Consider the following 24,688-nt stretch of genomic DNA (forward strand, 5'->3'; position numbering starts at 1 on the left):
TCACTACTTAACCATGGCATGGTTTGGTATGGCCGCTAACTTTGCCGGCCAAGTTGCCTTGGCATCATCCAGTAATTCACGCCAGGCAGCCCAGACATTGGCTTCAGAATAACGTGCAGCTGATGCATATGCCCCAGTTGAATAACGCTGGGCCAACTCAGGATCACGCAATACCTGTAACATGGCATCTGCCAACGCTTGATAATCTTCATATGCCACAACATTACCATTGACGCCATCTTGAACGATCTCATTTGGACCGTAATTCACATCATAGGAAAATGAGATTAAGCCATGGGAGATGGCTTCCATAATGGCTAAATTGAATCCTTCCATCCGTGAAGTCAACCCATACATCATCGCCTCATTTTCGACCGCATCAATGTCTGTCGTATAGCCCTTTAACTGCACTGCATCCCCTAAGCCATACTCGGCAATCGCATTTTCGACGGCCTTGCGAGCTTTATAGTCGTCCGTGGGATCGGCATAGCCATACAAATCGAGCGTTACTTCAGGAAATTCGCGTTTAACGATGCCGACTGCGCGCACCAAATCATCTAGGTGTTTTTCCCAAGCAATGCGGGCAAAAGCAATCACTTTGCCAAATGTCCGTGCAGCTACTGGTACACGCGGCGCATTTAAGAGACGTTCTGGCACCACACCAACGGGAATGGTGAACAAGTGAGTCTTTGGTGCAAACCGCAATTGCAGGTCATGCGTTTGCTTGTGCGTCGCTGAGACCACCGCATCAAACTGATCAAGTGTATTCAGCGCAAACTCATAATGGTTATTCACCATTGAATGCATTGGATCTTGCGCATCCCCAGCGTGTGAGTTATGCAAATGCATGACTGTATAAGCCGGCTTTTTCAGGTGCAACAACCCCCAATCGCCCAAATGCGCACGATCTAAAATAAAGACATTTGGCATTTCAGCTGACCAGAAATCATCATTCAAACGATCAAAGAAATGCAAGGTTAACTCTTCGATGGTGTCAAATTGCATAACTGTGCCATCCGCTTCAATCAAGCGCCACCCTGTTTTAATCAAATCATTGTTGTGAGTCATCGTGTGCTTATTAAAGGTCTCCAAGGCCACACGACCAGTTGGCGTTAACCAAGTTTCAGTCCCAATCTTATTATCAGGAGTGTACCACTGTATTAATGAAACAAACCCTCGCGAATCATAATGGGCCACCTGATACAAGTTACCAAAACCATCAAATAATTCTGTTGATCGCACACGTTGGGCATCATTGGCATCATAATTAACCCGGGCCACCAGTTTACCGGCCGGATCAGTGACTAAAAAGCGTTTGTTTGCCGGGTCATCAATAACGTTCGTATTAAAGACCCCAAAATCAATATCGCCAACAGATACTGGCTTTGCTTGAACTGCTGTTGCTTCTTGAAAATAGTCAAACATATTGATTAACTGTTCATCTGAAATGCCCGCAGCGTTGGCGTTTAGATGGGCGATGGGATCCCACTCACGTAAAACAATCCGTGAATCAGTTTGATGATCATTAAACAACATCAATCGCTTCAATTGGGCATGTTCAATACCGGATTTATGGTCAGGCATTGTCGCATTAATGAAAAAGTTCATCTAATCACCATCACTTTCATTATTAAAACTACGCAAATTGATGCCATAACTTAATCAACGCTTGCGTGCCTGCATCACCCAGGCCACGTTGATCGGCTAGTTTGGTATACAAGGTTTCTGCTAATTCGGTTGCTGGTAACACCACACCTAATTTTTCGGCTTCATCTAACGCAATGCGTAGATCTTTAATAATGTGCTTAACATAGAAACCTGGTGCATAGTCATTTGCCAAAATACGGGGACCATAATTATCCATCGACCAGTTTTGTGCACCGCCCGCCGATAAGGTGGCCATCACATCAGCTACGTTAAGGCCAGCTGCTTTAGCATAAGTGAAACTTTCTGATAAGCCCAACATCGTGGCCGCAATCATAATTTGATTGGCCATTTTAGTGTGTTGGCCCTTCCCGGCCGCCCCAAACAAATGGGTCGCCTTTGAAATTTGCTCGAAGATAGGTTGTACCTGGCTGTAGGCCGCCTCATTACCGCCAACCATAATCGTCAAAGTACCATTTTTCGCACCAACATCGCCACCCGAAACAGGCGCGTCAAGCACTGAAACACCGTAACTTTCGCCATCAGCGGCTAACTTTTCAGCTAGGGTTGGTGTTGATGTCGTCATATCCACCAAGATTTGACCTGGCTTCGCCCCAGCAAAGAGGCCCTGCTCGCCATAATATTGTGCTTCTACATCAGCAGGATACCCCACCATTGTGATTGCAATATCCGTTTGTTCGGCAACCTCTTTCGCCGTATCAACCCAAGTGGCCCCGGCGTCTAGAACGGTTTGCGCATGTGCTTTTGTTCGATTGTTAATGACCAATGTATGTCCTTTTTTCAGTAAATTCAAAATGATGCCAGTGCCCATAACCCCAGTTCCAATAAACCCAATTTTCATAACAATCCTCCTATTTAAATGATTGAATGATAGTCAATATATTTGTCGAATATGTTGTCCACCCGTTTCATTACTTGTAAAAATTATAACAAGTTTTCTTTAACTTAACATGAATCAGCGCGATACCTGGGCAATTACTTCCCTGGGATCAAAAAAAGTATGCCCCACGCTCAAATTCACGTATCACGTGAATGCCAATGAGCTGCGACATACTTTTTTCATCTCTTAATTCACAAAAATGACTTGGCCGTCTTCAAAGGCAGCAATCCGGGCCAATGATTCAACACGGATCCCTTTTTCATCTAGGATGGCACGGCCTTTCTGAAAGGTTTTCTCAATCACAATCCCAACGCCGACAACCTCTGCCCCAGCAGCATCAGCGATTTGCAGCATGCCTTCAACTGCTTGACCATTTGCCAAAAAATCATCAATTAATAGGATGCGTTCACCAGCCGAAATAAACCGCTTATCTACAATAATATGGTTTGTCTCTTGCTTAGTAAAAGAATACACGTCTGCCGTATAGTTATCATCAACTAAAGTAAGGGATTTCTTTTTACGAGCAAACACCATTGGTACATGTAACGCCAAAGCGGTAAATACCGCGGGTGCAATCCCTGAAGATTCAACCGTGAGGACTTTATCGATGTTATCGTTTTCAAATAGCCGGGCAAATTCTTCACCCATCGCGGCCATCAAAGCCGGGTCAACCTGATGATTCAAAAAATTATCAACTTTCAAGACCTCAGTACCAATCACACGGCCTTCATTTTTGATTTTATCTTCCAATAATTTCACAATAATACCTTCTTCTAAACTCTAGTCAACCTGCTGCTCACGACCAGGTAAAACAATATTTAACAACACGGCCAAAACGGAGGTGACGACCACTGCGTTTTCGATAATCAACTTGACCAATGTTGGCATTTGTTGGAAAACCTGTGGGTATACCGTCACACCAATACCAGCCCCAATTGAGACAGCCGCAATCATCAAATTACGTTCTGATCCAAAATCAACATTGCGCATAATGGTCGTTCCTTGAATACCAATCGTCCCAAATAAGATGAGCATGGCGCCGCCTAAGACGGGGTCTGGGATAATCGTCGCCAAAGCACCAAACTTAGGTAACAGACCAATCAATAATAGTAATCCGGCCGCATAGTAAATCGGTTGTTTTGATCGTACCCCCGATAAGCGCACGACCCCGACGTTTTGTGAGAACGTCGAATAGGGAAAGGTATTGAAAATTCCTGACAAAATCACGGCCAATCCCTCTGCCCGATACCCTTTCGCAATGCGTTGGTCAGATAACTTGGTCCCAGTCAGATCCGCTAAGGCAAAGTATACCCCGGTTGATTCTATCATTGAAGTAATCGCGACGATAATCATCGTGATTATCGCTGATACGTGAAAAGTTGGTGTCCCTAAGAAAAATGGGGTTGGCAAGTGGAACCATGATGCATCAGCCACTGGTTGCAGGGATACAACCCCAAGCATGCCAGCGAACACTGTCCCAATAACAATCCCCAACAAAATGGAAATTGACTTGAGAAAGCCCTTGGCAAAAATAGCAATCACAATGATGACAACCATCGTTACTAAAGCAATCCATAAATTAGTTGGATCACCAAAGTTTTTAGCCGTAGCATCACCACCACCAATCTTAGCCACACCAACTGGAATTAGTGAGAATCCAATCACCGTAATCAATGATCCGGTTACAACCGGTGGAAAATATTCACGCAACTTGGCAAACAAGCCCGCAATCAAAAAGACGAAAATTCCGGCCGCAATCGTAGCCCCATACATCGCACCGATGCCCAATGTGCCACCAATATTTACTAATGGGGACACCGATTGGATCGCTGAACCAAGGACTACCGGCATAGCGATACCCGTTAAACGTGTTGTTTTTAATTGCAATAATGTCCCAATACCAGTCATAAAGATGTCTGCAGAAATTAAATACGCCATTTGTTGCGCGTCAAAATGTAAGGCTGCTCCAATCAACAATGGTACTAAAATGCCGCCTGAATACATTGCCAAGACATGTTGCAAGCCTAAAATAAGGGCTTGCAAGCGGTTGGGTCGTGCTGTGGTTTCCATACAAATATTCTCCATCCACTTGATCATCGGCATAATTGGAGGCTAAACAGCACAAAAGCCCCCATATTGAATGGGGGCTTTGATTCATCATGAAATAACTGCACTGCATCTATTTCACAGTCATCAGTAGTCTATGTTTAGGAACATAGGTAGGAACTCGTTGGCCATTCTCCAACAATTATACTGACGACAATCAAGATATTCTTAGTTGTTGCTTTTAATATAACGGACATTCTTGCCCCTGTCCAATGATAAATAAATGAGCGTACCTCAAGTGAGATCGGCTAGCACTAGAAAAACGTTTTACAAATGAATGTTCGTGTTTTTCAAGTTTGTTTTAGTAACGGTTAATATTTTTTTCGTTAAGTGAAACCAGCCCGAAACGTCTATATATCAGGCGTTTATGGTTATTTTAACGTATAGGTATATACCAATTTCAAAAATAAATATATTTACACGCTTTAACAATTATCGTATATTCATAACTGTTAAGGAACATTTAAGTTTTAATGTTCGTATTTTTGCTCAGGCAAAGAAACTGCCCTATCAAACTCACATTTTTAAGGAGAATTCGATCTCATGAATCGTTCTACAAAGATTGCTGCCGGTGTTGCAGCTGTTGTCGTTGTCGCTGGTGGTGTTTACTTCGCTACCAACTCAGGAAGCTCTTCTGATAAAAAGTTTACCGTTGCAATGATCACTGACGCACCTGGTAACATCGATGACCATTCTTTCAACCAATCAGCCTGGGAAGGTCTGCAAGCTTGGGGTAAAGAAAACGGTGTTAAGAAGGGTGTTGATGGTTACAACTACTTCCTTTCAAAGACTAAGGCTGATTTTACTAACAATTTTGACCAAGCTGTTGCTGCCAAGTTTGATTACATTGCTGGTATCGGTTTCGATTTGCAAGAAGCAACTCAAAAGGCTGCCAAGGCTAATCCTAAGACTGAATTCGCATTGGTTGATTCAGTTGCTGATTCAAAGTATAAGAACATTCAATCATTGATGTTTAACTCAGAACAGTCATCATACCTTGCTGGTGTTGCTGCTGCTGAAAAGGCAGAAGAAGTTGGTGATACTAAGATTGGTTTCTTGGGTGGTGTTAAGTCAGAAACTGTTGGTCGTTTCGAATACGGATTCCGGTTGGGTGTTGCTTCAGTGAACAAGAGCTTGAAGGTTGAGTCAGTTTACGCTAACTCATTCGGCGATGCTGCTAAGGGTCAATTGATCGCTAACACCTTCATCGCTGAAGGCATCCACGTCATCTACCACGCTGCTGGTGGTACTGGAAATGGTGCCTTTACCGCTGTTAAGCAACACGACCAAACTTTGAAGTCAGGTTCAGCTGATAAGGTTTACATGATTGGTGTCGATGTTGACCAATCAAGTGATGGTGCATACAAGACTAAGGACGGTAAGTCAGATAACTTCACTTTGACATCTGCTTTGAAGAATGTTGGTAAGGCTTTGCAAGCATCTGCTAACTCTGCAAAGGACGGTAAGTTCAAGGGTGGCAAAGCAACCTTCTACGGTTTGAAGCAAGGTGGTGTTGGTATCGTCAAGAAGAACTTGGACGCAAAAACTTTGAAGGCCGTTAACAAGGCCCAAAAGGCTTTGGAAAACGGTTCAATCACTTTGAAGTACACTACCCAATACTCAAAGTAATCATCATTAAATAACCTAAAGAAGAGGATTAACATCATCGTTAATCCTCTTTTTCTCTGCATCGTTCACAAATTTAGCCCCTTTATCAGCAAAAAACGAACTATAATTTCTCATATAAAACTAATGTAGCTAATTTGCTTGAATTAACCCGAATTCTTTTACATACTAGATAAGTTGTTTTTCAGAAAGTGTTCTGAAAAAAATTGAAATCATTTATATATTTAGGGAGTTTTTCATGATTGAACGTTATTTTAACTTCAAAGAATTAAAAACAAATTATCGAACTGAATTCTTCGGTGGTTTAACAACTTTCGTTTCCATGGCGTATATCTTATTCGTCAATCCAGCTGTCCTTGGTGCTGCTGGCATGGATCAAGGTGCTGTATTCACTGCTACAGGATTAACAGCTGCGATTGCAACTATTTTCATGGGTGTCTTCGCAAAATATCCATTCGCGATTGCCCCAGGGCTTGGTATTAACGCCTTCTTCTCATACTCCGTTGTCATTGGTATGGGGATCAAATGGCAAACCGCTTTGGCTGGTGTCTTTATCGCCGGGGTAATTTTTTGGTTAATGACCCTTTTCAAAATTCGTGAAATCATTATTGATGCCATTCCGGCTGATTTAAAAGCAGCCATTGCTGGCGGAATTGGTTTATTTATCGCCTTCGTCGGTTTGTCAGATGCTGGCATCGTCGCCGCTAACAAATCAACTATCGTCGGCTGGGGAGACTGGTCAAAGCCCACAACCATGCTCGCGATCGCTGGGATTATCATCACTCTGATTCTTTTCGCTCGTAACATCCCCGGGGCCTTATTCATTGGGCTAGTGTTAACCGCCATTTTGGGTTTGATCACTGGTCTGATCCCCATGCCCAGTGAAATCATGTCAACTGTGCCCTCACTTCATCCAACATTTGGAGCTGCTTTCCAAGGGCTTGATGAGGCCTTTACGCCACAGATGTGGATTGTAATTGCCACTTTCCTATTGGTTGCCTTATTTGACACCACTGGCTCACTAGTCGGGGTTGCTAAAGCCGGTAACTTTATGGAAGGTAATACCTTACCTCGTGCTGGCAAGGCGTTAATGGCGGACTCAGTTGGGATGTTGAGCGGTTCAATCTTGGGAACTTCCCCAACAACTGCCTTTATCGAATCATCTACTGGTATCATGATGGGGGCCCGGTCAGGTTTTGCCTCAGTAGTCACGGGGGGATTGTTCTTAGTGGCACTCCTCTTCTCACCACTGCTTTCAGTGGTGACATCAGCCGTAACCTCACCTGCAATGGTTGTCGTGGGTATCCTCATGGCCGCCAACTTAGCTAATATTAACTGGAAAGATTTTCCAATTGCTGCTGCATCATTCTTAACCGTTTTGGGGATGCCCCTAGCCTATTCAATTTCAGACGGCATTTCGATGGGCTTTGTCATCTACCCAATCTTGATGGTGGCGACAGGTCGTCGTAAGGAAGTTCATCCAATTATGTATGTCTTGGGTCTAATCTTCATTGCTTTCATCATCATTATGCAAACTAATTAATATCTAAAAACGGGTGGTTACTAAATTTAGTAACCACCCGTTTTTAATTACAGTTACAAGAAAAAAGCCCCCCAGGTAGATCACCCGAGGGAACTTAAATATCTTTAATTAGTTATGACCATTTTCCAAGGCAGCCTTGATGAACGCAGCATACAAAGGTTCTGGTCGATTTGGACGTGAGATGAATTCTGGGTGATATTGGGCTGCCACAAAGAATTTGTTGGCTGGCAATTCAATAATTTCCATCAAACGGTCATCTGGTGAAGTTCCAGCAAAAACCATCCCCGCATCTTCGAATTCCTTACGGTAATCGATATTAAACTCATAACGGTGACGGTGACGTTGTTGGATCTCTTTTTGGCCACCGTAAATGTCAAAGGTCTTTGTACCTTCCTTCAACTCAGCAGGGTACAATCCCAAACGCAATGTGCCACCTAGTTCGGTCACGTGCTTTTGATCATCCATCAAAGCGATCACTGGTGCATCGGTAGTAGGATCCAATTCAATCGAGTTGGCATTTGCATATCCCAAGACATTCCGTGCAAATTCAACTGTGGCCAATTGCATCCCTAAGCAGACGCCCAAGAATGGAATGTCATTTTCACGGGCATATTTAATGGCTGCAATTTTACCTTCAGTACCCCGGGCACCAAAGCCACCGGGCACCATGATTGCATCAACATCGCCCAATAATTCAGCTACGTTGTCATCATTGACCTTTTCTGAGTTCAAATCCAAGATCTCAACATCAGCATCTTCAGCATAACCGGCAGACTTCATGGCCTCATGCACTGAAATATAGGCGTCTTGCAAATCGGCATACTTACCAACCAATGCGACCTTCACGTGCTTAGTGACATTACGAATCTTATCAATCATGGCTTGCCATTCAGTCATGTCGGCTGGTTCAGCTGACAAACCTAAGCGCTTCAAAATAACATCATCCATACCTTGTTTTTGCATATTCAACGCGATTTCGTACAAGATATCAACGTCCAATGATTCAATAACAGCTTCTGGTGCGACGTCAGTAAACAAAGCTAACTTCTCACGCATCCCCTCAGAGATATGTTGCTCTGTCCGAACAACTAGCATGTCAGGTTGGATACCCATGGAACGCAATTCGGCGACTGAATGTTGCGTTGGCTTAGTCTTCATTTCACCAGCGGCTCGCAAGTACGGAATCAAAGAAGTGTGGATGTACGCCACGTTTTCAGGACCAACCTCCCGCTTCATTTGGCGCAACGCTTCGATAAATGGCAATGATTCGATATCACCAACTGTCCCACCAACTTCAGTAATGACGATGTCGGCATCTGTGGTTTCAGCAGCCCGCTTCATTTTCTCTTTTAAAGCGTCTGTGATATGCGGAATAACTTGAACGGTTGCCCCATCATAATCTCCACGACGCTCCTTGGCCAAAACTTCAGAATAAACACGACCTGAAGTCACGTTTGAGTACTTGTTCAAGTTAATGTCGATGAAACGCTCGTAGTGACCAAGGTCCAAGTCCGTTTCTAATCCATCTTCAGTAACGAAAGTCTCACCGTGTTGATATGGTGACATAGTCCCTGGGTCGATGTTGATGTATGGATCGAACTTTTGTACCGCGATTTTGAATCCACGATTCTTCAAAAGACGTCCCAATGAAGCAGCGACAATACCCTTACCCAATGATGAAACAACACCACCAGTAACGAAGACATACTTAGTTGCCATGTTTGATTCCTCCAAAATTTCTATCCAAGCATTCAATGACTCATTAAATGTTTGGGTGCTTACCAATTTGTCAGGGAGACTCGTATAAATAACAAAGCTCCCACGACCGTCAAAACGGTAATGGGAGCATCAATTCATATTTGAATCGGTCACGTATATAATACATGAGCCCGGAACTTAATTATATAGAGTTATTTCGAATTCGTCAAGAACTCAAAACAACTAAGCTTCGACTTCCTGATATTCTGCATCAAATGCATCTAACAAAGCCCGTACTTCAGTCGTATTCTTGGTATCCATCAGGGCGACCCGCAACTCAGAGGCTCGTGCAAAATTACGGACATAAATTTTGAAGAAACGCTTTAACTTTTGAAAACTCCTTGGGCCAATGGTCTCTGTGAATTCATCATATAAAGCTAGTTGCATGCGTAATAAGGCCAATGTTTCTGCTAAAGTATGCTCAACTGGTTCAAGTTCAAAAGCGAATGGGTTGGCAAAAATGCCCCGGCCAATCATGACCCCATCAACACCAGGATGTTCGGCAACTAATTGTAGCCCCTGCGCACGTGTCTTGATATCCCCATTGATTTGGAGCAAGGTTGCTGGTGAAATGTCATCGCGCATTTTCACAATTTCATCAATCACTTCATAATGTGCTGGCACCTTTGACATCTCTTCGCGTGTGCGCAAATGAATGGTCAAAACTTGAATATCTTGTTCTAACAAAAAGGGTAACCATGTTTTGTAAGTGTCAAAGTCATTAAACCCCAAACGTGTCTTCACTGAAACTGGTAATCCCGCTTCCTTAGCAGCTGCAATGACCGCCTTAGCATCATCAAAATGACGAATTAAATCTGAACCACCACCGTTTTTTACGACGGTTGGATCTGGACACCCCATGTTCAAATCGATCGCCTGATAGCCAAGTTTCTTTAACTCAGGAATCGAACTACTAAAATCTTCACCACGATTGCCCCATAACTGAGCAATTGGTTGCTGCTCGTCTGCAGTCACAAACAATCGTCCTTGGACAGATTGCTGCGCCTTGGGATGCGCCACGCTGCGCGCATTCGTGAACTCCGTATAATACACATCTGGTCCTGCGGCCTGCTCAACGACTCGTCGAAAAACCGTATCTGTGACTGCCTCCATTGGGGCCAACGAAAAGAAAGGTACACTGGCTCCATCCGCCCGCGCAACCGCCTGATCTACAACATTTTGCCAATACGCTGACTTTGCTTGTCGAACCATTAACTTATTTTCCTACTTTCTCGATTCATTATCAGTTGTTATTCTACTTATTTTTCATAAGTTTGTAAATTTTTACCTACAAAAAGCCCTTGAACGACTCAGCCGTTCAAGAGCTAATCCTTAACTATTTTACGATCGGTTGCTTCAAGACAGCCCGTGATACTAACGTTGAAATACCCACGCCAATCGTTAATGGTAGTAAGGCCGTTGCATTTAAATGCGTGATTTCAAATAACATAAACATTGCCATCAATGGTGCCTGTTGTGACGCTGCCAAGAGCGTCACCGCACCAAACAGGGCACTTTGCCAGATTGAAATTCCCGGGACAACCACCGAGAATAAAATACCAATCATCGCACCAAGACTACTACCGATGCCGATCGCTGGCGTTAAAACACCACCCGCTGCACCAGCGCGAATTGTCAAAATAGTCACGATGTACTTTAATAGCGCGGCCAACAACAAAAATGGTAGCACCTTAACCGATAAACTATCCAACGCCGTTTGTGCCAAAGCGCGACCATTACCCATGATTTGTGGCATCCCAAACATTGTAATTAACCCAGTGATCAACCCCATGATTGGCAATTGCCATAGAATAGCTACCCCGGTGGTTTGATGGGTCGTGGCCCAGCCAGAACTTTTCTTAAACCAGGCGCCGACCAGCCCACTGAGCGGTGCCACCAGCAAGATAATCAGGACAAATTGACTATGGAATGCTGTATTACCGACATGGTAATAGGCATTAAAGCCTTTCATTGACCCGCCTACAAACGCTGCAATAGAAGCCATTGATAGGCTCACCATCGTAATTTTGAGATTGATTTGTTTTAGTAACACTTCGATGGCAAACAAGGTACCCGTCATCGGTGAGATATATATGCCGGCAAAGCCCGCACCCGCTGCACTCGCAATGAGTAGTTGCCGATCACTTTGGGTTAATGCGGCTAACCCGACTCGTTGCGTGAGTTGCTGCCACTGTTGTGCAATTAAGGCGCCGGCTTCCCGTGGCGCGACTTCACGACCAACTGAGCCACCAGTGGCCACAAAAAATATTTGTAATAGCACATGCATGATCGTGCCTGAAACCGGCATCTGTTTGCCAGCAAGCGCCCCTTCAACGCCTACTAATGGCTGACGACGACGCAAAAAGTACCAAAATACCGCCACAATTATCGCACCAATGGTCACTGCCAGTAAGCGCCGGCTTGGCATCACTTCATTGGCAACTGCATTATGTAATGATTCTTGCCAGTTTAACGCGAATCGTTCAACACTATCCAAAAACCAACTCAACAAGCCTGAGCTAATCCCAGCCAATACGCCAATCACAACGGTGCTTAGACCTAATGTGAAATTCTCTGATTTTTGCATTTCTCAAACCATCATCCTATATGAAAAAGCCCCAACAACTGTCAGAGCCTCCCAGCTTATGGGTTACTTTGCGGCAACACCAATGGCCCACTTCTTCTTGCCTCGCTTAACAACCACGTACGCGCCATCCCACTTATCGGCCGGATCAATGATCGCCTCTTCGTCTTTAATCTGTACACCGTTGATCCGGATAGCGCCATCCTTGACAGCCCGACGTGCGGCGGTCTTTGACGTTTCCAACCCTGATGCAACCACTAGATCAAGTAGTCCAATTTCAGCGCTATCAATGGCAAACGACGTGACATTACCAGCCAATGCCGCTACTTCATCCTTACTCAATTGAGCGACATCTGCATTACCAAACAAAACGGCGGTCACCGCTTCGGCAGACTTCACCGCAGCCTCACCATGGACGAACGCGGTTACTTCTTCAGCTAAACGACGTTGCGCCTTACGATCAGCGGCATTTTCAGCCATATCAGCCAACAACGCGTTAATTTCCGGTTCAGGCAAGAAGGTGAAGTACTTCAGCATTTTTTCAACATCGGCATCAGCGGTGTTCAACCAAAATTGATAGAAATCAAAGGGCGTTGTCTTTTCTGGATCAAGCCAAACCGCACCACCTTCTGTTTTACCAAACTTAGTCCCATCAGCCTTCAATAACAATGGTACCGTCAACCCAAAGGCTGGTGCATCGTTACCCTCCAGCTTGTGAATCAAGTCGATCCCACTTGTCACATTACCCCATTGGTCTGAACCACCAATTTGCAAACGGACGTTTTCCCGTTGCCACAATTGGTAGAAGTCGATGGATTGCAAAATTTGATAGGTGAATTCAGTAAATGAAATCCCCGCTTCTAGTCGTGAAGCAACCACGTCCTTGGCCAGCATAACGTTAATAGGAAATAACTTACCATAATCACGTAAGAAATCAACTAACGATAATTTACCCAACCAATCCTTGTTGTTGGTCATCTTAAACCCGTTGGCCCCAAACAGTTTTTCTAATTGTGCAGTCAACTTAACCACGTAGCCATCGATCGTGGCCTGATCCAACAATTTACGCTCTGACTTCTTACCTGAAGGATCACCGATGGAACCTGTGGCTTCACCGACAACGATTACTGGACGTACGCCAGCCGCTTGGAAACGCTTCAAAATCATGAATGGTACCAAGTGACCCACATGCATTGAATCGCCCGTCGCATCGATACCGACGTAGGCGCTCATCTCACCAGTTGCAATTTCTTTACGCAACCCATCTTCATCAGTTAGTTGATTAATTGCGCCACGCCACTCTAATTCTTGTAAAATATCTTCTGCCATCGTACTTCTCCTCAAAATAATAAAAAAACACCCCAATCCGTAAAGATTAGGGTGCAATTAATACACGGTACCACCTAAATTGCGGAATTTCCGCCACTCAGCGTTCGATATCGACGAACTACCCGATTGCCATTTGTGTAGTTGTATTTCGATCATTGGGTTTGTACAACTTTCAGCATCCGTTGCATCTCTCATGTCCACCAAATTTTCTACTGGCCTATCAACAATGTTTTCATTCTACCATCAAACAATAAAAAAAGCGACACAGGATCTTGGTCCTGTGCGCTTTCGTATTTCAATCTTTTAAATTAAACAATACCACTGTCGTAATAAAAATTACTTAGCTGAATCCATTGCGTGACCACCGAAGCCATTACGCAAAGCTGAAACAACCTTACCAGTGAATGTATCATCTTGCAATGAACGGTAACGCATCATCAATGACAAAGTGATAACTGGTGTAGGTACTTCCAAGTTCAAAGACTCTTCAACAGTCCACTTTCCTTCACCTGATGAGTGCATACGCCCAGCAATAGCTGATAGCTTAGGATCCTTGGCAAATTGCTCTTCGGCCAATTCCATCAACCATGAACGAACAACTGAACCGTGGTTCCACAACTTAGCAACTGCTTCGTAGTCGTAGTCGTATTGTGAGGCTTCCAATACTTCGAATCCTTCGGCGATGGCTTGCATCATTCCGTATTCGATTCCATTGTGAACCATCTTCAAATAGTGACCTGAACCCAACTTACCAGTGTACAAGTAACCATCTTCCAAAGCAATTGACTTGAACAAAGGTTCGATAACCTTCCAAGCTTCAGCGTCGTCTCCACCGATCATGAAGTTTCCACCGTTACGTGCACCAGACATACCGCCTGAAGTACCTGCATCGAAGAACTTAATTCCGGCAGCAGTAGTACGCTTGTTTTGCTCCAAGTTATCCTTGTAGTTTGAGTTTCCACCATCGATAATGATGTCCCCAGCAGCCAACTTTTCGATCAAAGTGTCGATCGTTGAGTTAGTTGGCACACCAGCTGGTACCATTACCCAAACAACCTTTGGTGAAGGCAATTGCGCCAACATATCGTCCAAATCAGTTGCAGGAGAAACCTTGTCTGAGTATGCAGCAGCTTCCTTAACGAAATCTGCGTTCAAGTCGAAGGCAACGACTTCGTGTCCATTGTCTGCTGAATTCTTAACTAAGTTCAAGCCCATCTTACCAAGGCCGATCATCGCGAACTTCATCTTGTATACCTCTTCTTGTAATTCAAATTATTTATCAACAATTATTATTATATGCAATCTTTTTTCATTTTGCAAGCATTAATGTTGTAAAAAGTTTTCATGACGTCCGCCAACTAATTAGCTATAATGTAAATATACATATTACAAATCAAATATAAACAATTGGGGACATATTATGACACAAAGTGGCTTTGCCCGTATTCGTTCGATGCGCGAACAATTAACCGGGTCCGATGAAAAACTAGCCAATTACATCATAGAAAACGCGACGATCACACGATCAATGACTATCCAGGCATTGGCACAAAGTACTAAACTTTCAACGGCAACCGTTTCGCGTTTCGTTAAACGCATCGGTTACAGCTCATTTCGTGAATTCTCACTGAGTTTAGCCATCGCGACCCCCACTGAGGCAACCTTCTTCGGTGAAATCGATGAGAACGATAATCCTGAAGCAATCGTCAAAAAAGTTTTCTCAGGCGCCCAAAACGCGCTCACTGCGACCAGCGATTTATTAAAACCAGCTGACATGATTCAAGCAACCGATTGGCTCATTAATGCTCGTCGTGTCGGCCTATTCGGTATTGGTGGTTCATCGATTGTCGCTTTTAATGGTTATCACAAATTACTCCGTACCCCCCTTGATGTTGAGCAACATCCTGATTACGATGTGCAATTGATGCAAGCGGTCCGCATGAAAAGCAGTGATGTTGCCATCATCATTTCACATTCTGGTCGTAATAGTGATACCTTAAAGATTGCCGAACAGCTCAAAGAAAATGGTGTCAAAATCATCGCGATTACCGCTTATCCACAAGCCGATTTGGCAAAACATGCTGATCTAGTTTTAGCTAGTGCCGCGGAAGAAGTTAATATTCGGAGTGAGTCCATGTCGTCGTTGATTGCCCAAATTACCATTGTGGACAGCTTGTTTACATTGGTCGGCGTCCGTCTTGGCGCTAAAACACAACAAATTGTCGATGATATGCGTGTCGCCATTGAATCGACACGTGAATAAAATAAAATAGCGGTTACCTCTCCACTGAGAGGTAACCGCTATTTTATTTTGCGACAAGCATCGCTGCCCTTATTGTAGTTGGTTTGCTTGTAAACTAGCTAGTTCACGCAACCAATCTCTGGTCGCCGCATCAACGTCATGATCTAACGACAGAATTGTGGTGGCATATACCGAACCCACATTCGCCCAATTACCATACCCATCTGATCCAAGAAAACTTTTTTGCATTTCACTAACTTGGGTCTCTGCAATGCGTTCAAGCATTTGGTGATTGTCTTTAAAAGTCTGTAAAAACCAATTTAAAGCCATTTGGTTAGCCACTAATTCCGCGAATTCTTGACGTGATAATGTTCCTACGAGGACTTTACGTTCCGCTAACTGCACTGCTGGAATTTCACGTTGCAAAAATTTTTGGAAATGTTCCCATTCGCCCAAAAGCAATGCGTAAAATTGCCAAGGCACTTGCGCAGCTGTCTTAGCGAGTGCTTGCGCTGTCATACTTGGAAGATCCCACTGGCCGGTATCCGGTGCTTGATCAAGCCACACCATCAAAAAGCGTTGCATCGTCTCCTTAACCAGTGGTGTCAAGCGCTCATTTTGCGTTAAGTGGTAGCGGACGATCAAAAATTCTTCAAGCTTTGTCGGATCGATTTGCTGATCCGCCGTCACTGGTTTATTTTGACGAAATTGACGTACCCGTTTTAACTGGGATGTCTTAGCATATTGACCTTGTCGTACCATCTCTACCCCTGATCCTCCATATCGCTCTCCGCTAGTGCGCTCATCATGTATGCCCTGCGATGCCAGCCGATAACTGTCACTTGATTGAACGGTGTCAATTGCGGCGCTAATCGTAAGTTTAGTGCCCGCCATGTCGGGTTATCGCCCTTGATTATACCAACACCTTCATGTGTCATCACATGGTCATTATTCAACATGACTATTTTTTGCATTTCTTGTTCCTCAATTCTCTGTAATTCAATCTTACACCGAATTTAAGCAACAACCCTAATTTTTATGACTTAAACTGGAATTTTTTTGAAAGCCTGACCGAAGTCAGCAATGAGATCATCGACATCTTCAAGTCCCACCGATAACCTCAATAGACCTGGCGTGATACCGGTCGCAGCCAGTTCATTGGCATCAAGCTCCGCGTGAGACATTTTTGGCGGGTAAGACAAAATGGATTCCACGCCACCAAGTGAGACTGAAAACACTGGAATTTGGACATTTTCGGCGACGATTTTCGCATTTTCATAACTACCCACATCAAAACTCAAGACGGCCCCACCATTCTTAGCCTGGCGCTGCTGAATTTCAAAAAATGGCGATGAGACTAAACCAGGATAGTTCACTCGCAACACGACCGATTGTTGCTCTAACCATGCCGCCATCTGTTGCGCCGAGGCTGTGTGCCGTTCCATACGAATCGCCAGTGTTTTCAACCCCCGTTGCAAAAGCCAACTATCCGTCACACCTAATGTTGCGCCAACAGCATTTTGGACAAAATAAATTTGCGCAGCTAGTGCTTGGTCATTCGTGACAACAGCCCCTGCCAAAATATCAGAATGGCCAGCTAACCATTTCGTAGCTGAATGGACAACAATATCGATGCCCAAATCCAATGGTTTTTGCAAATATGGCGACATGAAGGTGTTATCGGCAATCGTGACTAACTGATGGTCCTTAGCAATGGCCACCACCCCCGCAATATCCGTGACTGCTAGAATGGGATTCGATGGGCTTTCGATATAAATTGCTTTGGTATTCGGTTGGATCGCCTTGGTGATGTTTTCCAAATCGGTACAATCAACAAAAGTATGGGTAATTCCAAACCGATTGAGGACATCTTCAAATACCCGAAAAGTTCCCCCATACACATGCTTAGTCACAATCAAATGATCACCTTGACTAAATGTCAGCAAGACGGAACTAATGGCTGCCATCCCCGTGCTAAATAAATACCCAAAATTTCCATGTTCTAATCGAGCCATCGTTGCTTCAACAGCATTACGGGTCGGATTACCTGAACGCGCATAATCGAATTCGCCGAAATCGTCAAAACTGACTTGATTGAAGGTCGACGAAAGATGAATGGGGGTATTTAATGAACCAGTAACTGGATCAATCTGCGTTGTTGCTTTAATAATATCGGTTATTTCAGTCATATTTTTTCTCACTTGCCTTTGATATACAGGAATATTAAAACTTAATGAGACAAAATACAAGGTAGCCCTCGGGTGCCAGCGCTAAAAATCCTCCAATTGATGAACTCTCTACATATGAGCGCCCTTTTTGATGAATTTAAAATGAGAAAAATTAAAATTAACCATTGACATCTTAAAGGCACGCTCGTAAACTACAACGTATAAACAGACAGAGAAAAGATAAGTAACTAGCTGAGTAATTATCAGAGAGCTGGTGGTTGGTGTGAACCAGTAATGAAACGCTATTGAAAATGGTCTTGGAGTCTAGCGAAGGCGAATGCAGTGCTTTAGTCTTCACCGGGAGTGCCCGTTATAGCACAGCGTATCGCGAACAATAGTTTCGCTGCACGTATTGAGTAGCTATGGATAACCATAACTAAAACTCGGGTGGTACCACGATTATTCGTCCCGTGAATCAGCAATGACGCTGATTCACGGGTTTTTTTATGTTTACAAATCTTTTGAGGGTAGGAATTTATATGTCAAATCTTGATCAACAACATGACGCACGCAAGAAAATTTATCTTTCTGCATTAGCTTTGGTTACCGCAAGTGCTGCGATTAACCTTTCAGTCGTTGGCATACAACAGGTTCACGCAGCCAGCAAGACTAAGACGGTGGTCATTGGATCAGTAACAAGTGATGCTGATATTTGGCGGCACATCGCCAAATCATCCGTTGCTAAACAGGCGCACCTCAAAATTAAAGTCAAAGAATTTACCGATGGTGCCACGCTAAACCTGGCAACTGCTGAAAGTAAAGTGGATGTCAATGCTTTCCAGTCATACGGTTATTTTGCCGCCTTTAATAAGGCGCATCCAAAGGAACAACTCGCCAATATTGGCCTAACCTACTTGGAACCGATGGGCATCTACTCTAAGAAGTACACGAAATTAAGCCAGATTCCTGACGGCGCAAAAATTGCCGTCGCTAAGGACTTAGCCGACGAAGCGCGTGGGTTACGCCTATTACAAGCCGCTGGTTTGATTACCTTAGACAAGGATTTTGGTGATTTGGATGGTTTGAATAAAATTAAATCAAATCCCCACCATTTCAAATTTTATGAAATTGATGACACGACTGGACCACGCGTGATTAAAGATGATTCCGTAGCCGCAGTTTTGATGTCAAACTCGATCTCACAATCAGGTGGCTACAATGTTCTCAAAGATGCTCTCTTCTATGAAAAGGTCGATGCCGATACAAAGGCCAACATCAACCTATTGGCAACTGCCAAAAAGGATGCCAATAACAAGACTTTCAAGAAATTAGTAAAGTTATACCATAACAAGAAAATTCAGAAGTACATCAAAAAGCAGTACCAGGGCACCAAGTTTGAAGTTAAAAAGCCCATTAGTTATGTAAGCACAGCCAAATAAAGGAGAAAACCATGGCAGAAGTTGAATCATTTACCCTTGACCACACTCAAGTAAAAGCCCCCTACGTTCGTTTAATTGAGGCTCAAAACGGACCACACGGTGGTAGGATCACTAATTATGATCTTCGTTTGACACAACCAAATGAAGTCGCCATTGAAACCAGTGGTATCCATACATTGGAACATTTATTTGCCAGTTTGGTGCGCGATGAACTAGATGGCATTATTGATATTTCACCATTTGGATGTCGGACTGGTTTCCATATCATCTCATGGGAACCCTATACACCCACCGAACTTGCGGAAACTTTGACACGTGTGTTGCGTAAAATTGCCACCACTGTGACTTGGGAAGATGTCCCTGCTACCACTATGGAAGAATGTGGTAACTATAAAGACCATTCACTACATTCAGCTCGTGAATGGGCCAAGATCGTTTTGGCCCAAGGATTGTCAGACGATCCGTTTGAACGCCACGTTGTTGAAGCTTAACTCGGAGGATTATTTTATGTCTAAAACTCATTTCCATTTTGATCATGTCGGTTCATACTTGCGTCCCAATGAACTGAAACAAGCCCGTGCCGATCTTGATGCTGGCAAAATTTCTGCTGCAGAACTACTGACCACCCAACATCAACTCGTTGATGACTTGGTAGATAATGAAGTTAAGTCTGGTTTACATGTTATCACTGATGGTGAATTTGGTCGTAGCTGGTGGCACCTGGATTTCTTATGGAATTTGAACGGTATTGAAGCTTATGATCAAGCCGCATCGTACGCCTTTCATGGTGCAAAAACTCGTGCGACGAATGTGCGCATTAACGGCAAGCTCTCAGCAAATTTTGATCACCCTTTCTTTAACGACTTCAGTTACTTAAAGAGTATTGCGCCAGATGGTGTCGAAGTGAAGACGACCATCCCGGCACCGACATTACTTTTCCGTGATGGTCGTTCAGACTTAGCCCTTAATTTTTATGACACTTGGGAAGATTATCTAACAGATTTGGCCAAGACATACCACGATACCTTGCAACACTACTACGATTTGGGGTCACGTTATGTACAACTTGATGATACTACCTGGGCCTTTTTGATCGCCAAGTTGAACGAATCAAAGGATGATCCCATCGCCCATGCCAAGTATGAAAAGATTGCGCAAGATGGTGTCTGGGTAATTAATGAGGCTCTGAAGGATTTGCCTGAAGATCTTCGCGTCGCAACCCATATTTGTCGCGGTAATTTTAAATCAACCTATCTATTTGAAGGAGGCTACGCGCCAGTGGCCAAGTATCTCGGGGCCCTCAACTATGATACCTTCTTCTTAGAATATGATGATGAGCGTTCCGGTGATTTTGCCCCACTAGCTGACATCTGGAACGGTCGCGAAAATGTTGAGCTGGTTCTTGGTCTCTTAACCTCTAAAAGTCCTGACTTAGAAACTGTTGAAGATGTGAAAGCCCGCATCGAAGCGGCCGCTCAAATTGTCCCCTTACAGAATTTAGGCATCTCAACACAATGTGGTTTTAGTTCTACTGAAGAAGGCAATGTCTTAACCATTGCGCAACAATGGGACAAACTAAAACGCGTTGGCGAGGTTGCTACCGCAGTTTGGGGTGATTAATCCAAGTCATCTATCAAATCGGTAGTATGCTTATTATTCAAAAAGCCATTCGTCATCTTAATTGATGACGAACGGCTTTTGATGCTTTAATAAGCTGTTAATTGGTTATGCTTTATTTTTAGCCCACTTGTTTCGGGTTATCGTATTAAATTGATCAATTGGTATCGCCTTGAATGCTCTTTTAGCCCGTCGTCGCACCAGACTTTCCATACCAAACATTAAATTAGCCGGCTTGACGTCTAAGCGATTATGATCAGCACCACCAATCTCGGCATAATTGACAGATTCAGTATTCGCAATTTGCAGTAACTCTGGCGTCGAATACTCTGCAGGATTCGATACAATTTTACCGTCGACGGTTTCACGCAAAACATTCCACTGGCTGATTGCCTTCCCATCTTTATTGAAGACGACCTCCACATGATAGCCTTCATCACCAATGAATTGATCTTTGATATTCAAGTCTTTGGTTTTCACGTCAATAGTTTCAAGTTCACCCTTAGAATAACGATTGTGCAAGCGTGGATTTGACTTACCAAATGGATAATGTATGATGCGGGTTTTTTCAAGCCACTTTTCGAATTGCTTACGTTCCGAACTAAATCGTCCGTTTTGCTGCGTTTGCTCATCTATAAAAATAAAGTCAATGATTGGCAGACTCAACCAATACCTCATTTGATGATCCCAAATATCATACAGACCACGCGTGGCATATTTTTCCTGTATCAATTGTACAAACTGATCGACAAACTGAAAATACACGATTAATTCAGCTTCACCTGCTGGAAAGCGAAATGTTTTATCCGCCACACGATAGAGCTGCATAAAATTAAACTGATCAATGCGTGCTCCAAGCAGTCTATAAAACATATTTAGCTTTGCATCGGTTGCCAGTTCAGCATCATCAAATAACATATGATTAAACAATTTTGAACCAATTCGATGCGCCGCTTCCCAACTATCCTCGATGATCGTCACGTTTTCCAGGATACTTTCTGCCTCAATATGTTGCATATATTCAGAAATGGCAAATTCAGACCAGCCCTCTTCACGAAGTGTTTGAACTTGCATTTCAAGTTGTTGTCGAGTTGAACTCATGATGTCACCTCAGTCTTCCTATTGTCCCTTCTATTTTAACGGGAATTCAATTTTGATGGGGTGAAAAGGACTGATTTTGCGCGTTTCTTAGCAATATTGTAAATAATTCTACCATGCATAAAAGTCTCCACATAGTTGCAGAGACTTAAGCGGTTTAAGAAGTGGTCACTGTCATCTTGTTTTTAGAAAAAATGTCCCAGCACCATCTTCACAGATGCTAGGATCTATAAAACGGTGTCGCGCTTTAAGCCTCTTTACTGAAGTTAAGCATTGCTTCAACTGCATTGAGATAGTAATCAATCGCATAAGGAAGCGCGCCATCATCAATGGTTAAGGTCGCTTGATGCAGCGCCGCGCCACCGTTTGAACCAATCAGTCCAAAAACAGCCGGCACATGCAACGTATAATGAGAGAAATCCTCGCCCACACTACTTGGTCGAACGGTTACTTGGTGCATCGTCGTGGGCATCTGCGCGCGAAAAGCCGCTGCAAGATTATTATCATTCACCGTGACGGGTGCTGGTGGATCCATCACCCAGACAATGGTCGCTTCAACACCATAACCAGATGCTAAATCCTCAACTAGGCGAACGAAACGCTCCTTGATACGCACCTGATCCGCATTGTTGAAGGTGCGGATGGTACCTTCAAACCAAGCTGTCGTGGGTAATACATTCCAAGTCGAACCACTCTCCACATGAGTCACGGATAGGACGTTCGCATTCATTGGGTCCACATTACGCGCGACAATTGTTTGTAAAGCAGAGATAATCCCACTAACTGCGACGATCGGATCAGCACCATTTTGTGGCATTGCTGCGTGGGATTCCAAACCAGTTAGGGTAACCTTGAAACGATCTACCCCAGCAAACACCACATCATTCAAGATAGCCACATCACCCACTGGCAAGTCTGGCATATTGTGAAAACCAGCGATTGCCTTAACATTGTCTAAGTATCCCTGCTCGATTAATTGTAAGGCACCGCCATTAACTTCCTCAGCCGGCTGGAAGAATAGCCGGACCCGTCCGCTCAATGACTGCTCCATCTGCTTTAAGGCGTAGGCAGCCCCGAGCAGGGAGGTCATATGTAAGTCGTGTCCACAAGCATGCATGACACCCTCGTTCACTGATGCAAATGAGAGCGCTGTTTGTTCTTGAATGGGTAAGGCATCAATGTCAGCTCGAATTGCAACAATTTCCGTTGCATCCTGGGGGCCAATTTCTGCAACTAGCCCTGTTTTCAGACCTGCCCGTGAATAATCGATGTCCCACTCATCTAGCTTTTGCGCGATAAATGCCGTGGTTTGATATTCAGCTAGCGAAAGTTCAGGGTGTTGATGAAGATAATGACGAATCTCAACAAGCTCATCTAATGTTAACTCACCCGCCATACTAGCCCTCCACGTATTGATTCAAAATTGTCTCTAATTCATGCAGGGGAGTGTAGCCGGTGATACGATTGACCACTTGACCATCTTTTTTGACTAACAATGTTGGAATCGCACGAATGTCAAGCGCCTCTGCCACAGCAGGGTTCTCATCAACATCAACCTTGGTAAAGTGCACCTTATCCATCTTCTCTGACAACACTTCAAGAACTGGTGATTGCATGCGACATGGACCACACCAAGTAGCCCAGAAATCAGTAATTGTGACACCATGATTAGTCTCTTGCATAAAATTTTTATCGGTAATTGGTTGTACAGCCATTGCTTTTTCCTCTAATTCTTTTTTAATATAAGTATAGTATACACGGGTTTGTACTTTTCTCAAAATGTAGCAAAAAGACGTTCAGCATATCTGCTAAACGTCTTTTCAAAAGGGGGGACTCCGAATGTCGGGCTCGAACCGACGACAGCACGATTAACAGTCGTGTGCTCTACCAACTGAGCTAATTCGGAATAATTATCTTTTAGTGATTTCTCACCACAAGATAATATTGTAGCTAATTCCATTTTGGATGTCAACATACATTAATCAATTCACTTATTATTAGTTCGTGATTAGTCTGACAACTATGGCTTTAACCATGATCAATCTAAATTACGTTGGCCGTCGACCAACACTTTACGTCGTTCATCTAACAGATCTTGGACAGTAGCAACTTCATCCACCGTCGCCAAGGAATTAATTAAGTCACGAACTTCTTCTAAATGTTCTGCCTTCATTACAGCTCACCTCACTTTATTTCGTATACTTAGTATACCCTATTTACTGGCCAAACACCGCATGTCAGCTAGTTGCTGAGCAACTTTTAACCAACAAAAAAGAGATATTAGTTATACAACTAATATCTCTTACTTTTATGCCAACTGGCGGGCTCGAACCGCCGACCCTCGGTTTACGATACCGATGCTCTGCCAGCTGAGCTAAGTTGGCAACAGACTCCGAATGTCGGGCTCGAACCGACGACAGCACGATTAACAGTCGTGTGCTCTACCAACTGAGCTAATTCGGAATAATGCATCGCGACGTCCTATCCTCGCAGGAAGCGATCCTCCAACTACTTTCGGCGCTACTGAGCTTAACTGCTGTGTTCGGTATGGGAACAGGTGTGACCTCAGTGCCATCATCACGACACGGTATTTAATTAGTGAGAGTTTAGTTCTCTCAAAACTGAATCATATC

At 43.8% G+C, this 24,688-nt stretch carries 22 protein-coding genes, 3 tRNA genes, 1 rRNA gene, 1 riboswitch and 1 other annotated feature; of the genes, 6 read left to right on the forward strand and 20 right to left on the reverse strand.

Annotated elements, in window-relative coordinates; all coding sequences use genetic code 11:
* Window positions 1-3: 3 nt before the first annotated feature.
* The 4 genes from WSWS_RS07080 to WSWS_RS07095 all read right to left on the reverse strand — a co-directional run bounded on the left by WSWS_RS07080 (window position 4) and on the right by WSWS_RS07095 (window position 4,615).
* Window positions 4-1,608, reverse strand: coding sequence for a glycosyltransferase family 4 protein (locus WSWS_RS07080; RefSeq protein ID WP_070230604.1), 1,605 nt, complete (start codon window positions 1,606-1,608; stop codon window positions 4-6).
* A 28-nt stretch (window positions 1,609-1,636) separates the two neighbouring features.
* Window positions 1,637-2,506: an NAD(P)-dependent oxidoreductase gene (locus tag WSWS_RS07085; RefSeq protein WP_070230605.1), complete on the reverse strand. Its 870-nt coding sequence runs from the start codon at window positions 2,504-2,506 to the stop codon at window positions 1,637-1,639.
* 225 nt (window positions 2,507-2,731) lie between these two features.
* Window positions 2,732-3,304: a xanthine phosphoribosyltransferase gene (locus WSWS_RS07090; RefSeq protein ID WP_070230606.1), complete on the reverse strand. Its 573-nt coding sequence runs from the start codon at window positions 3,302-3,304 to the stop codon at window positions 2,732-2,734.
* 21 nt (window positions 3,305-3,325) lie between these two features.
* Complete coding sequence (locus tag WSWS_RS07095) at window positions 3,326-4,615, reverse strand: nucleobase:cation symporter-2 family protein (RefSeq protein WP_070230607.1); 1,290 nt, start codon at window positions 4,613-4,615, stop codon at window positions 3,326-3,328.
* A gap of 107 nt (window positions 4,616-4,722) precedes the next feature.
* A riboswitch (purine riboswitch) is annotated at window positions 4,723-4,821 on the reverse strand.
* A gap of 373 nt (window positions 4,822-5,194) precedes the next feature.
* Between WSWS_RS07095 and WSWS_RS07100 the strand changes: the two genes are divergently transcribed.
* Both WSWS_RS07100 and WSWS_RS07105 read left to right on the forward strand, forming a co-directional pair.
* Complete coding sequence (locus tag WSWS_RS07100) at window positions 5,195-6,280, forward strand: BMP family lipoprotein (RefSeq protein WP_070230608.1); 1,086 nt, start codon at window positions 5,195-5,197, stop codon at window positions 6,278-6,280.
* 235 nt (window positions 6,281-6,515) lie between these two features.
* Entirely contained in the window at window positions 6,516-7,820 is a 1,305-nt protein-coding gene (locus tag WSWS_RS07105) for an NCS2 family permease (RefSeq protein ID WP_070230609.1), read from the forward strand.
* A 108-nt stretch (window positions 7,821-7,928) separates the two neighbouring features.
* Here the strand turns inward: WSWS_RS07105 and WSWS_RS07110 are convergent, their stop codons facing one another.
* The 5 genes from WSWS_RS07110 to gnd form a co-directional block, all read right to left on the reverse strand.
* Entirely contained in the window at window positions 7,929-9,539 is a 1,611-nt protein-coding gene (locus WSWS_RS07110; RefSeq protein WP_070230610.1) for a CTP synthase, read from the reverse strand.
* Window positions 9,540-9,761: 222 nt separating this feature from the next.
* Window positions 9,762-10,790 (reverse strand): tRNA dihydrouridine synthase, encoded by a 1,029-nt coding sequence (locus WSWS_RS07115; RefSeq protein WP_070230611.1) that lies wholly within the window; start codon window positions 10,788-10,790, stop codon window positions 9,762-9,764.
* A gap of 124 nt (window positions 10,791-10,914) precedes the next feature.
* Window positions 10,915-12,165: a chloride channel protein gene (locus WSWS_RS07120; RefSeq protein ID WP_070230612.1), complete on the reverse strand. Its 1,251-nt coding sequence runs from the start codon at window positions 12,163-12,165 to the stop codon at window positions 10,915-10,917.
* 63 nt (window positions 12,166-12,228) lie between these two features.
* Window positions 12,229-13,491, reverse strand: coding sequence for a tyrosine--tRNA ligase (tyrS, locus tag WSWS_RS07125; RefSeq protein WP_070230613.1), 1,263 nt, complete (start codon window positions 13,489-13,491; stop codon window positions 12,229-12,231).
* 336 nt (window positions 13,492-13,827) lie between these two features.
* A complete protein-coding gene (gene gnd / locus WSWS_RS07130; RefSeq protein ID WP_070230614.1) occupies window positions 13,828-14,736 on the reverse strand; it encodes a phosphogluconate dehydrogenase (NAD(+)-dependent, decarboxylating) in 909 nt (302 codons plus the stop codon).
* Between the two features lie 175 nt (window positions 14,737-14,911).
* On the opposite strand from gnd, the gene WSWS_RS07135 reads away from it, so the two are divergent.
* Window positions 14,912-15,754 (forward strand): MurR/RpiR family transcriptional regulator, encoded by an 843-nt coding sequence (locus WSWS_RS07135; protein WP_070230615.1) that lies wholly within the window; start codon window positions 14,912-14,914, stop codon window positions 15,752-15,754.
* 69 nt (window positions 15,755-15,823) lie between these two features.
* On the opposite strand, the gene WSWS_RS07140 is transcribed toward WSWS_RS07135, so the two are convergent.
* The 3 genes from WSWS_RS07140 to WSWS_RS07150 form a co-directional block, all read right to left on the reverse strand.
* Window positions 15,824-16,495 carry a hypothetical protein gene (locus WSWS_RS07140; RefSeq protein WP_070230616.1) on the reverse strand — a complete coding sequence of 224 codons (672 nt, stop codon included), beginning with the start codon at window positions 16,493-16,495 and terminating at the stop codon, window positions 15,824-15,826.
* Between the two features lie 2 nt (window positions 16,496-16,497).
* The gene (locus WSWS_RS07145; RefSeq protein WP_070230617.1) at window positions 16,498-16,707 is read right to left on the reverse strand and encodes a hypothetical protein; all 210 of its coding nucleotides are present in this window, start codon (window positions 16,705-16,707) and stop codon (window positions 16,498-16,500) included.
* Between the two features lie 69 nt (window positions 16,708-16,776).
* Window positions 16,777-17,922: a trans-sulfuration enzyme family protein gene (locus WSWS_RS07150; RefSeq protein ID WP_070230618.1), complete on the reverse strand. Its 1,146-nt coding sequence runs from the start codon at window positions 17,920-17,922 to the stop codon at window positions 16,777-16,779.
* A gap of 202 nt (window positions 17,923-18,124) precedes the next feature.
* Window positions 18,125-18,375: a binding site (T-box leader), on the forward strand.
* Window positions 18,376-18,440: 65 nt separating this feature from the next.
* On the opposite strand from WSWS_RS07150, the gene WSWS_RS07155 reads away from it, so the two are divergent.
* The 3 genes from WSWS_RS07155 to WSWS_RS07165 are packed head-to-tail and all read left to right on the forward strand — an operon-like array spanning window position 18,441 to window position 20,960.
* The gene (locus tag WSWS_RS07155; protein ID WP_070230619.1) at window positions 18,441-19,340 is read left to right on the forward strand and encodes a MetQ/NlpA family ABC transporter substrate-binding protein; all 900 of its coding nucleotides are present in this window, start codon (window positions 18,441-18,443) and stop codon (window positions 19,338-19,340) included.
* 11 nt (window positions 19,341-19,351) lie between these two features.
* Window positions 19,352-19,831, forward strand: coding sequence for an S-ribosylhomocysteine lyase (locus WSWS_RS07160; RefSeq protein ID WP_070230620.1), 480 nt, complete (start codon window positions 19,352-19,354; stop codon window positions 19,829-19,831).
* Window positions 19,832-19,847: 16 nt separating this feature from the next.
* Window positions 19,848-20,960, forward strand: coding sequence for a vitamin B12 independent methionine synthase (locus WSWS_RS07165; RefSeq protein WP_070230621.1), 1,113 nt, complete (start codon window positions 19,848-19,850; stop codon window positions 20,958-20,960).
* A 105-nt stretch (window positions 20,961-21,065) separates the two neighbouring features.
* Here the strand turns inward: WSWS_RS07165 and WSWS_RS07170 are convergent, their stop codons facing one another.
* The 8 genes from WSWS_RS07170 to rrf all read right to left on the reverse strand — a co-directional run bounded on the left by WSWS_RS07170 (window position 21,066) and on the right by rrf (window position 24,640).
* Complete coding sequence (locus WSWS_RS07170) at window positions 21,066-22,058, reverse strand: DUF3114 domain-containing protein (protein ID WP_070230622.1); 993 nt, start codon at window positions 22,056-22,058, stop codon at window positions 21,066-21,068.
* Between the two features lie 244 nt (window positions 22,059-22,302).
* On the reverse strand, window positions 22,303-23,451 hold the full coding sequence (locus tag WSWS_RS07175; protein WP_070230623.1) for an amidohydrolase: 1,149 nt from the start codon (window positions 23,449-23,451) through the stop codon (window positions 22,303-22,305).
* A gap of 1 nt (window position 23,452) precedes the next feature.
* Window positions 23,453-23,770 (reverse strand): thioredoxin, encoded by a 318-nt coding sequence (gene trxA / locus WSWS_RS07180; protein WP_070230624.1) that lies wholly within the window; start codon window positions 23,768-23,770, stop codon window positions 23,453-23,455.
* A 118-nt stretch (window positions 23,771-23,888) separates the two neighbouring features.
* Window positions 23,889-23,961: transfer RNA gene (locus WSWS_RS07185), tRNA-Asn, on the reverse strand.
* Between the two features lie 132 nt (window positions 23,962-24,093).
* Window positions 24,094-24,228: a hypothetical protein gene (locus tag WSWS_RS08300; RefSeq protein WP_257784810.1), complete on the reverse strand. Its 135-nt coding sequence runs from the start codon at window positions 24,226-24,228 to the stop codon at window positions 24,094-24,096.
* A 138-nt stretch (window positions 24,229-24,366) separates the two neighbouring features.
* Window positions 24,367-24,439 (reverse strand) — tRNA-Thr (locus WSWS_RS07190).
* Window positions 24,440-24,445: 6 nt separating this feature from the next.
* Window positions 24,446-24,518: transfer RNA gene (locus tag WSWS_RS07195), tRNA-Asn, on the reverse strand.
* 5 nt (window positions 24,519-24,523) lie between these two features.
* Window positions 24,524-24,640 (reverse strand): 5S ribosomal RNA (gene rrf, locus WSWS_RS07200).
* Between the last annotated feature and the right edge of the window lie 48 nt (window positions 24,641-24,688).

Origin of the sequence: Weissella soli, assembly GCF_001761545.1 — a bacterium.
Taxonomy (GTDB): Bacteria; Bacillota; Bacilli; order Lactobacillales; family Lactobacillaceae; genus Weissella; species Weissella soli.

Bases quoted from the DNA above. Each gene is read 5' to 3' on its own strand.
- WSWS_RS07080 (WP_070230604.1), bottom strand. From the start codon at position 1,608: ATGAACTTTTTCATTAATGCGACAATGCCTGACCATAAATCCGGTATT.
- WSWS_RS07085 (WP_070230605.1), bottom strand. From the start codon at position 2,506: ATGAAAATTGGGTTTATTGGAACTGGGGTTATGGGCACTGGCATCATT.
- WSWS_RS07095 (WP_070230607.1), bottom strand. From the start codon at position 4,615: ATGGAAACCACAGCACGACCCAACCGCTTGCAAGCCCTTATTTTAGGC.
- WSWS_RS07100 (WP_070230608.1), top strand. From the start codon at position 5,195: ATGAATCGTTCTACAAAGATTGCTGCCGGTGTTGCAGCTGTTGTCGTT.
- WSWS_RS07105 (WP_070230609.1), top strand. From the start codon at position 6,516: ATGATTGAACGTTATTTTAACTTCAAAGAATTAAAAACAAATTATCGA.
- WSWS_RS07110 (WP_070230610.1), bottom strand. From the start codon at position 9,539: ATGGCAACTAAGTATGTCTTCGTTACTGGTGGTGTTGTTTCATCATTG.
- WSWS_RS07115 (WP_070230611.1), bottom strand. From the start codon at position 10,790: ATGGTTCGACAAGCAAAGTCAGCGTATTGGCAAAATGTTGTAGATCAG.
- WSWS_RS07120 (WP_070230612.1), bottom strand. From the start codon at position 12,165: ATGCAAAAATCAGAGAATTTCACATTAGGTCTAAGCACCGTTGTGATT.
- tyrS (WP_070230613.1), bottom strand. From the start codon at position 13,491: ATGGCAGAAGATATTTTACAAGAATTAGAGTGGCGTGGCGCAATTAAT.
- gnd (WP_070230614.1), bottom strand. From the start codon at position 14,736: ATGAAGTTCGCGATGATCGGCCTTGGTAAGATGGGCTTGAACTTAGTT.
- WSWS_RS07135 (WP_070230615.1), top strand. From the start codon at position 14,912: ATGACACAAAGTGGCTTTGCCCGTATTCGTTCGATGCGCGAACAATTA.
- WSWS_RS07140 (WP_070230616.1), bottom strand. From the start codon at position 16,495: ATGGTACGACAAGGTCAATATGCTAAGACATCCCAGTTAAAACGGGTA.
- WSWS_RS07145 (WP_070230617.1), bottom strand. From the start codon at position 16,707: ATGCAAAAAATAGTCATGTTGAATAATGACCATGTGATGACACATGAA.
- WSWS_RS07150 (WP_070230618.1), bottom strand. From the start codon at position 17,922: ATGACTGAAATAACCGATATTATTAAAGCAACAACGCAGATTGATCCA.
- WSWS_RS07155 (WP_070230619.1), top strand. From the start codon at position 18,441: ATGTCAAATCTTGATCAACAACATGACGCACGCAAGAAAATTTATCTT.
- WSWS_RS07160 (WP_070230620.1), top strand. From the start codon at position 19,352: ATGGCAGAAGTTGAATCATTTACCCTTGACCACACTCAAGTAAAAGCC.
- WSWS_RS07165 (WP_070230621.1), top strand. From the start codon at position 19,848: ATGTCTAAAACTCATTTCCATTTTGATCATGTCGGTTCATACTTGCGT.
- WSWS_RS07170 (WP_070230622.1), bottom strand. From the start codon at position 22,058: ATGAGTTCAACTCGACAACAACTTGAAATGCAAGTTCAAACACTTCGT.
- WSWS_RS07175 (WP_070230623.1), bottom strand. From the start codon at position 23,451: ATGGCGGGTGAGTTAACATTAGATGAGCTTGTTGAGATTCGTCATTAT.
- trxA (WP_070230624.1), bottom strand. From the start codon at position 23,770: ATGGCTGTACAACCAATTACCGATAAAAATTTTATGCAAGAGACTAAT.
- WSWS_RS08300 (WP_257784810.1), bottom strand. From the start codon at position 24,228: ATGAAGGCAGAACATTTAGAAGAAGTTCGTGACTTAATTAATTCCTTG.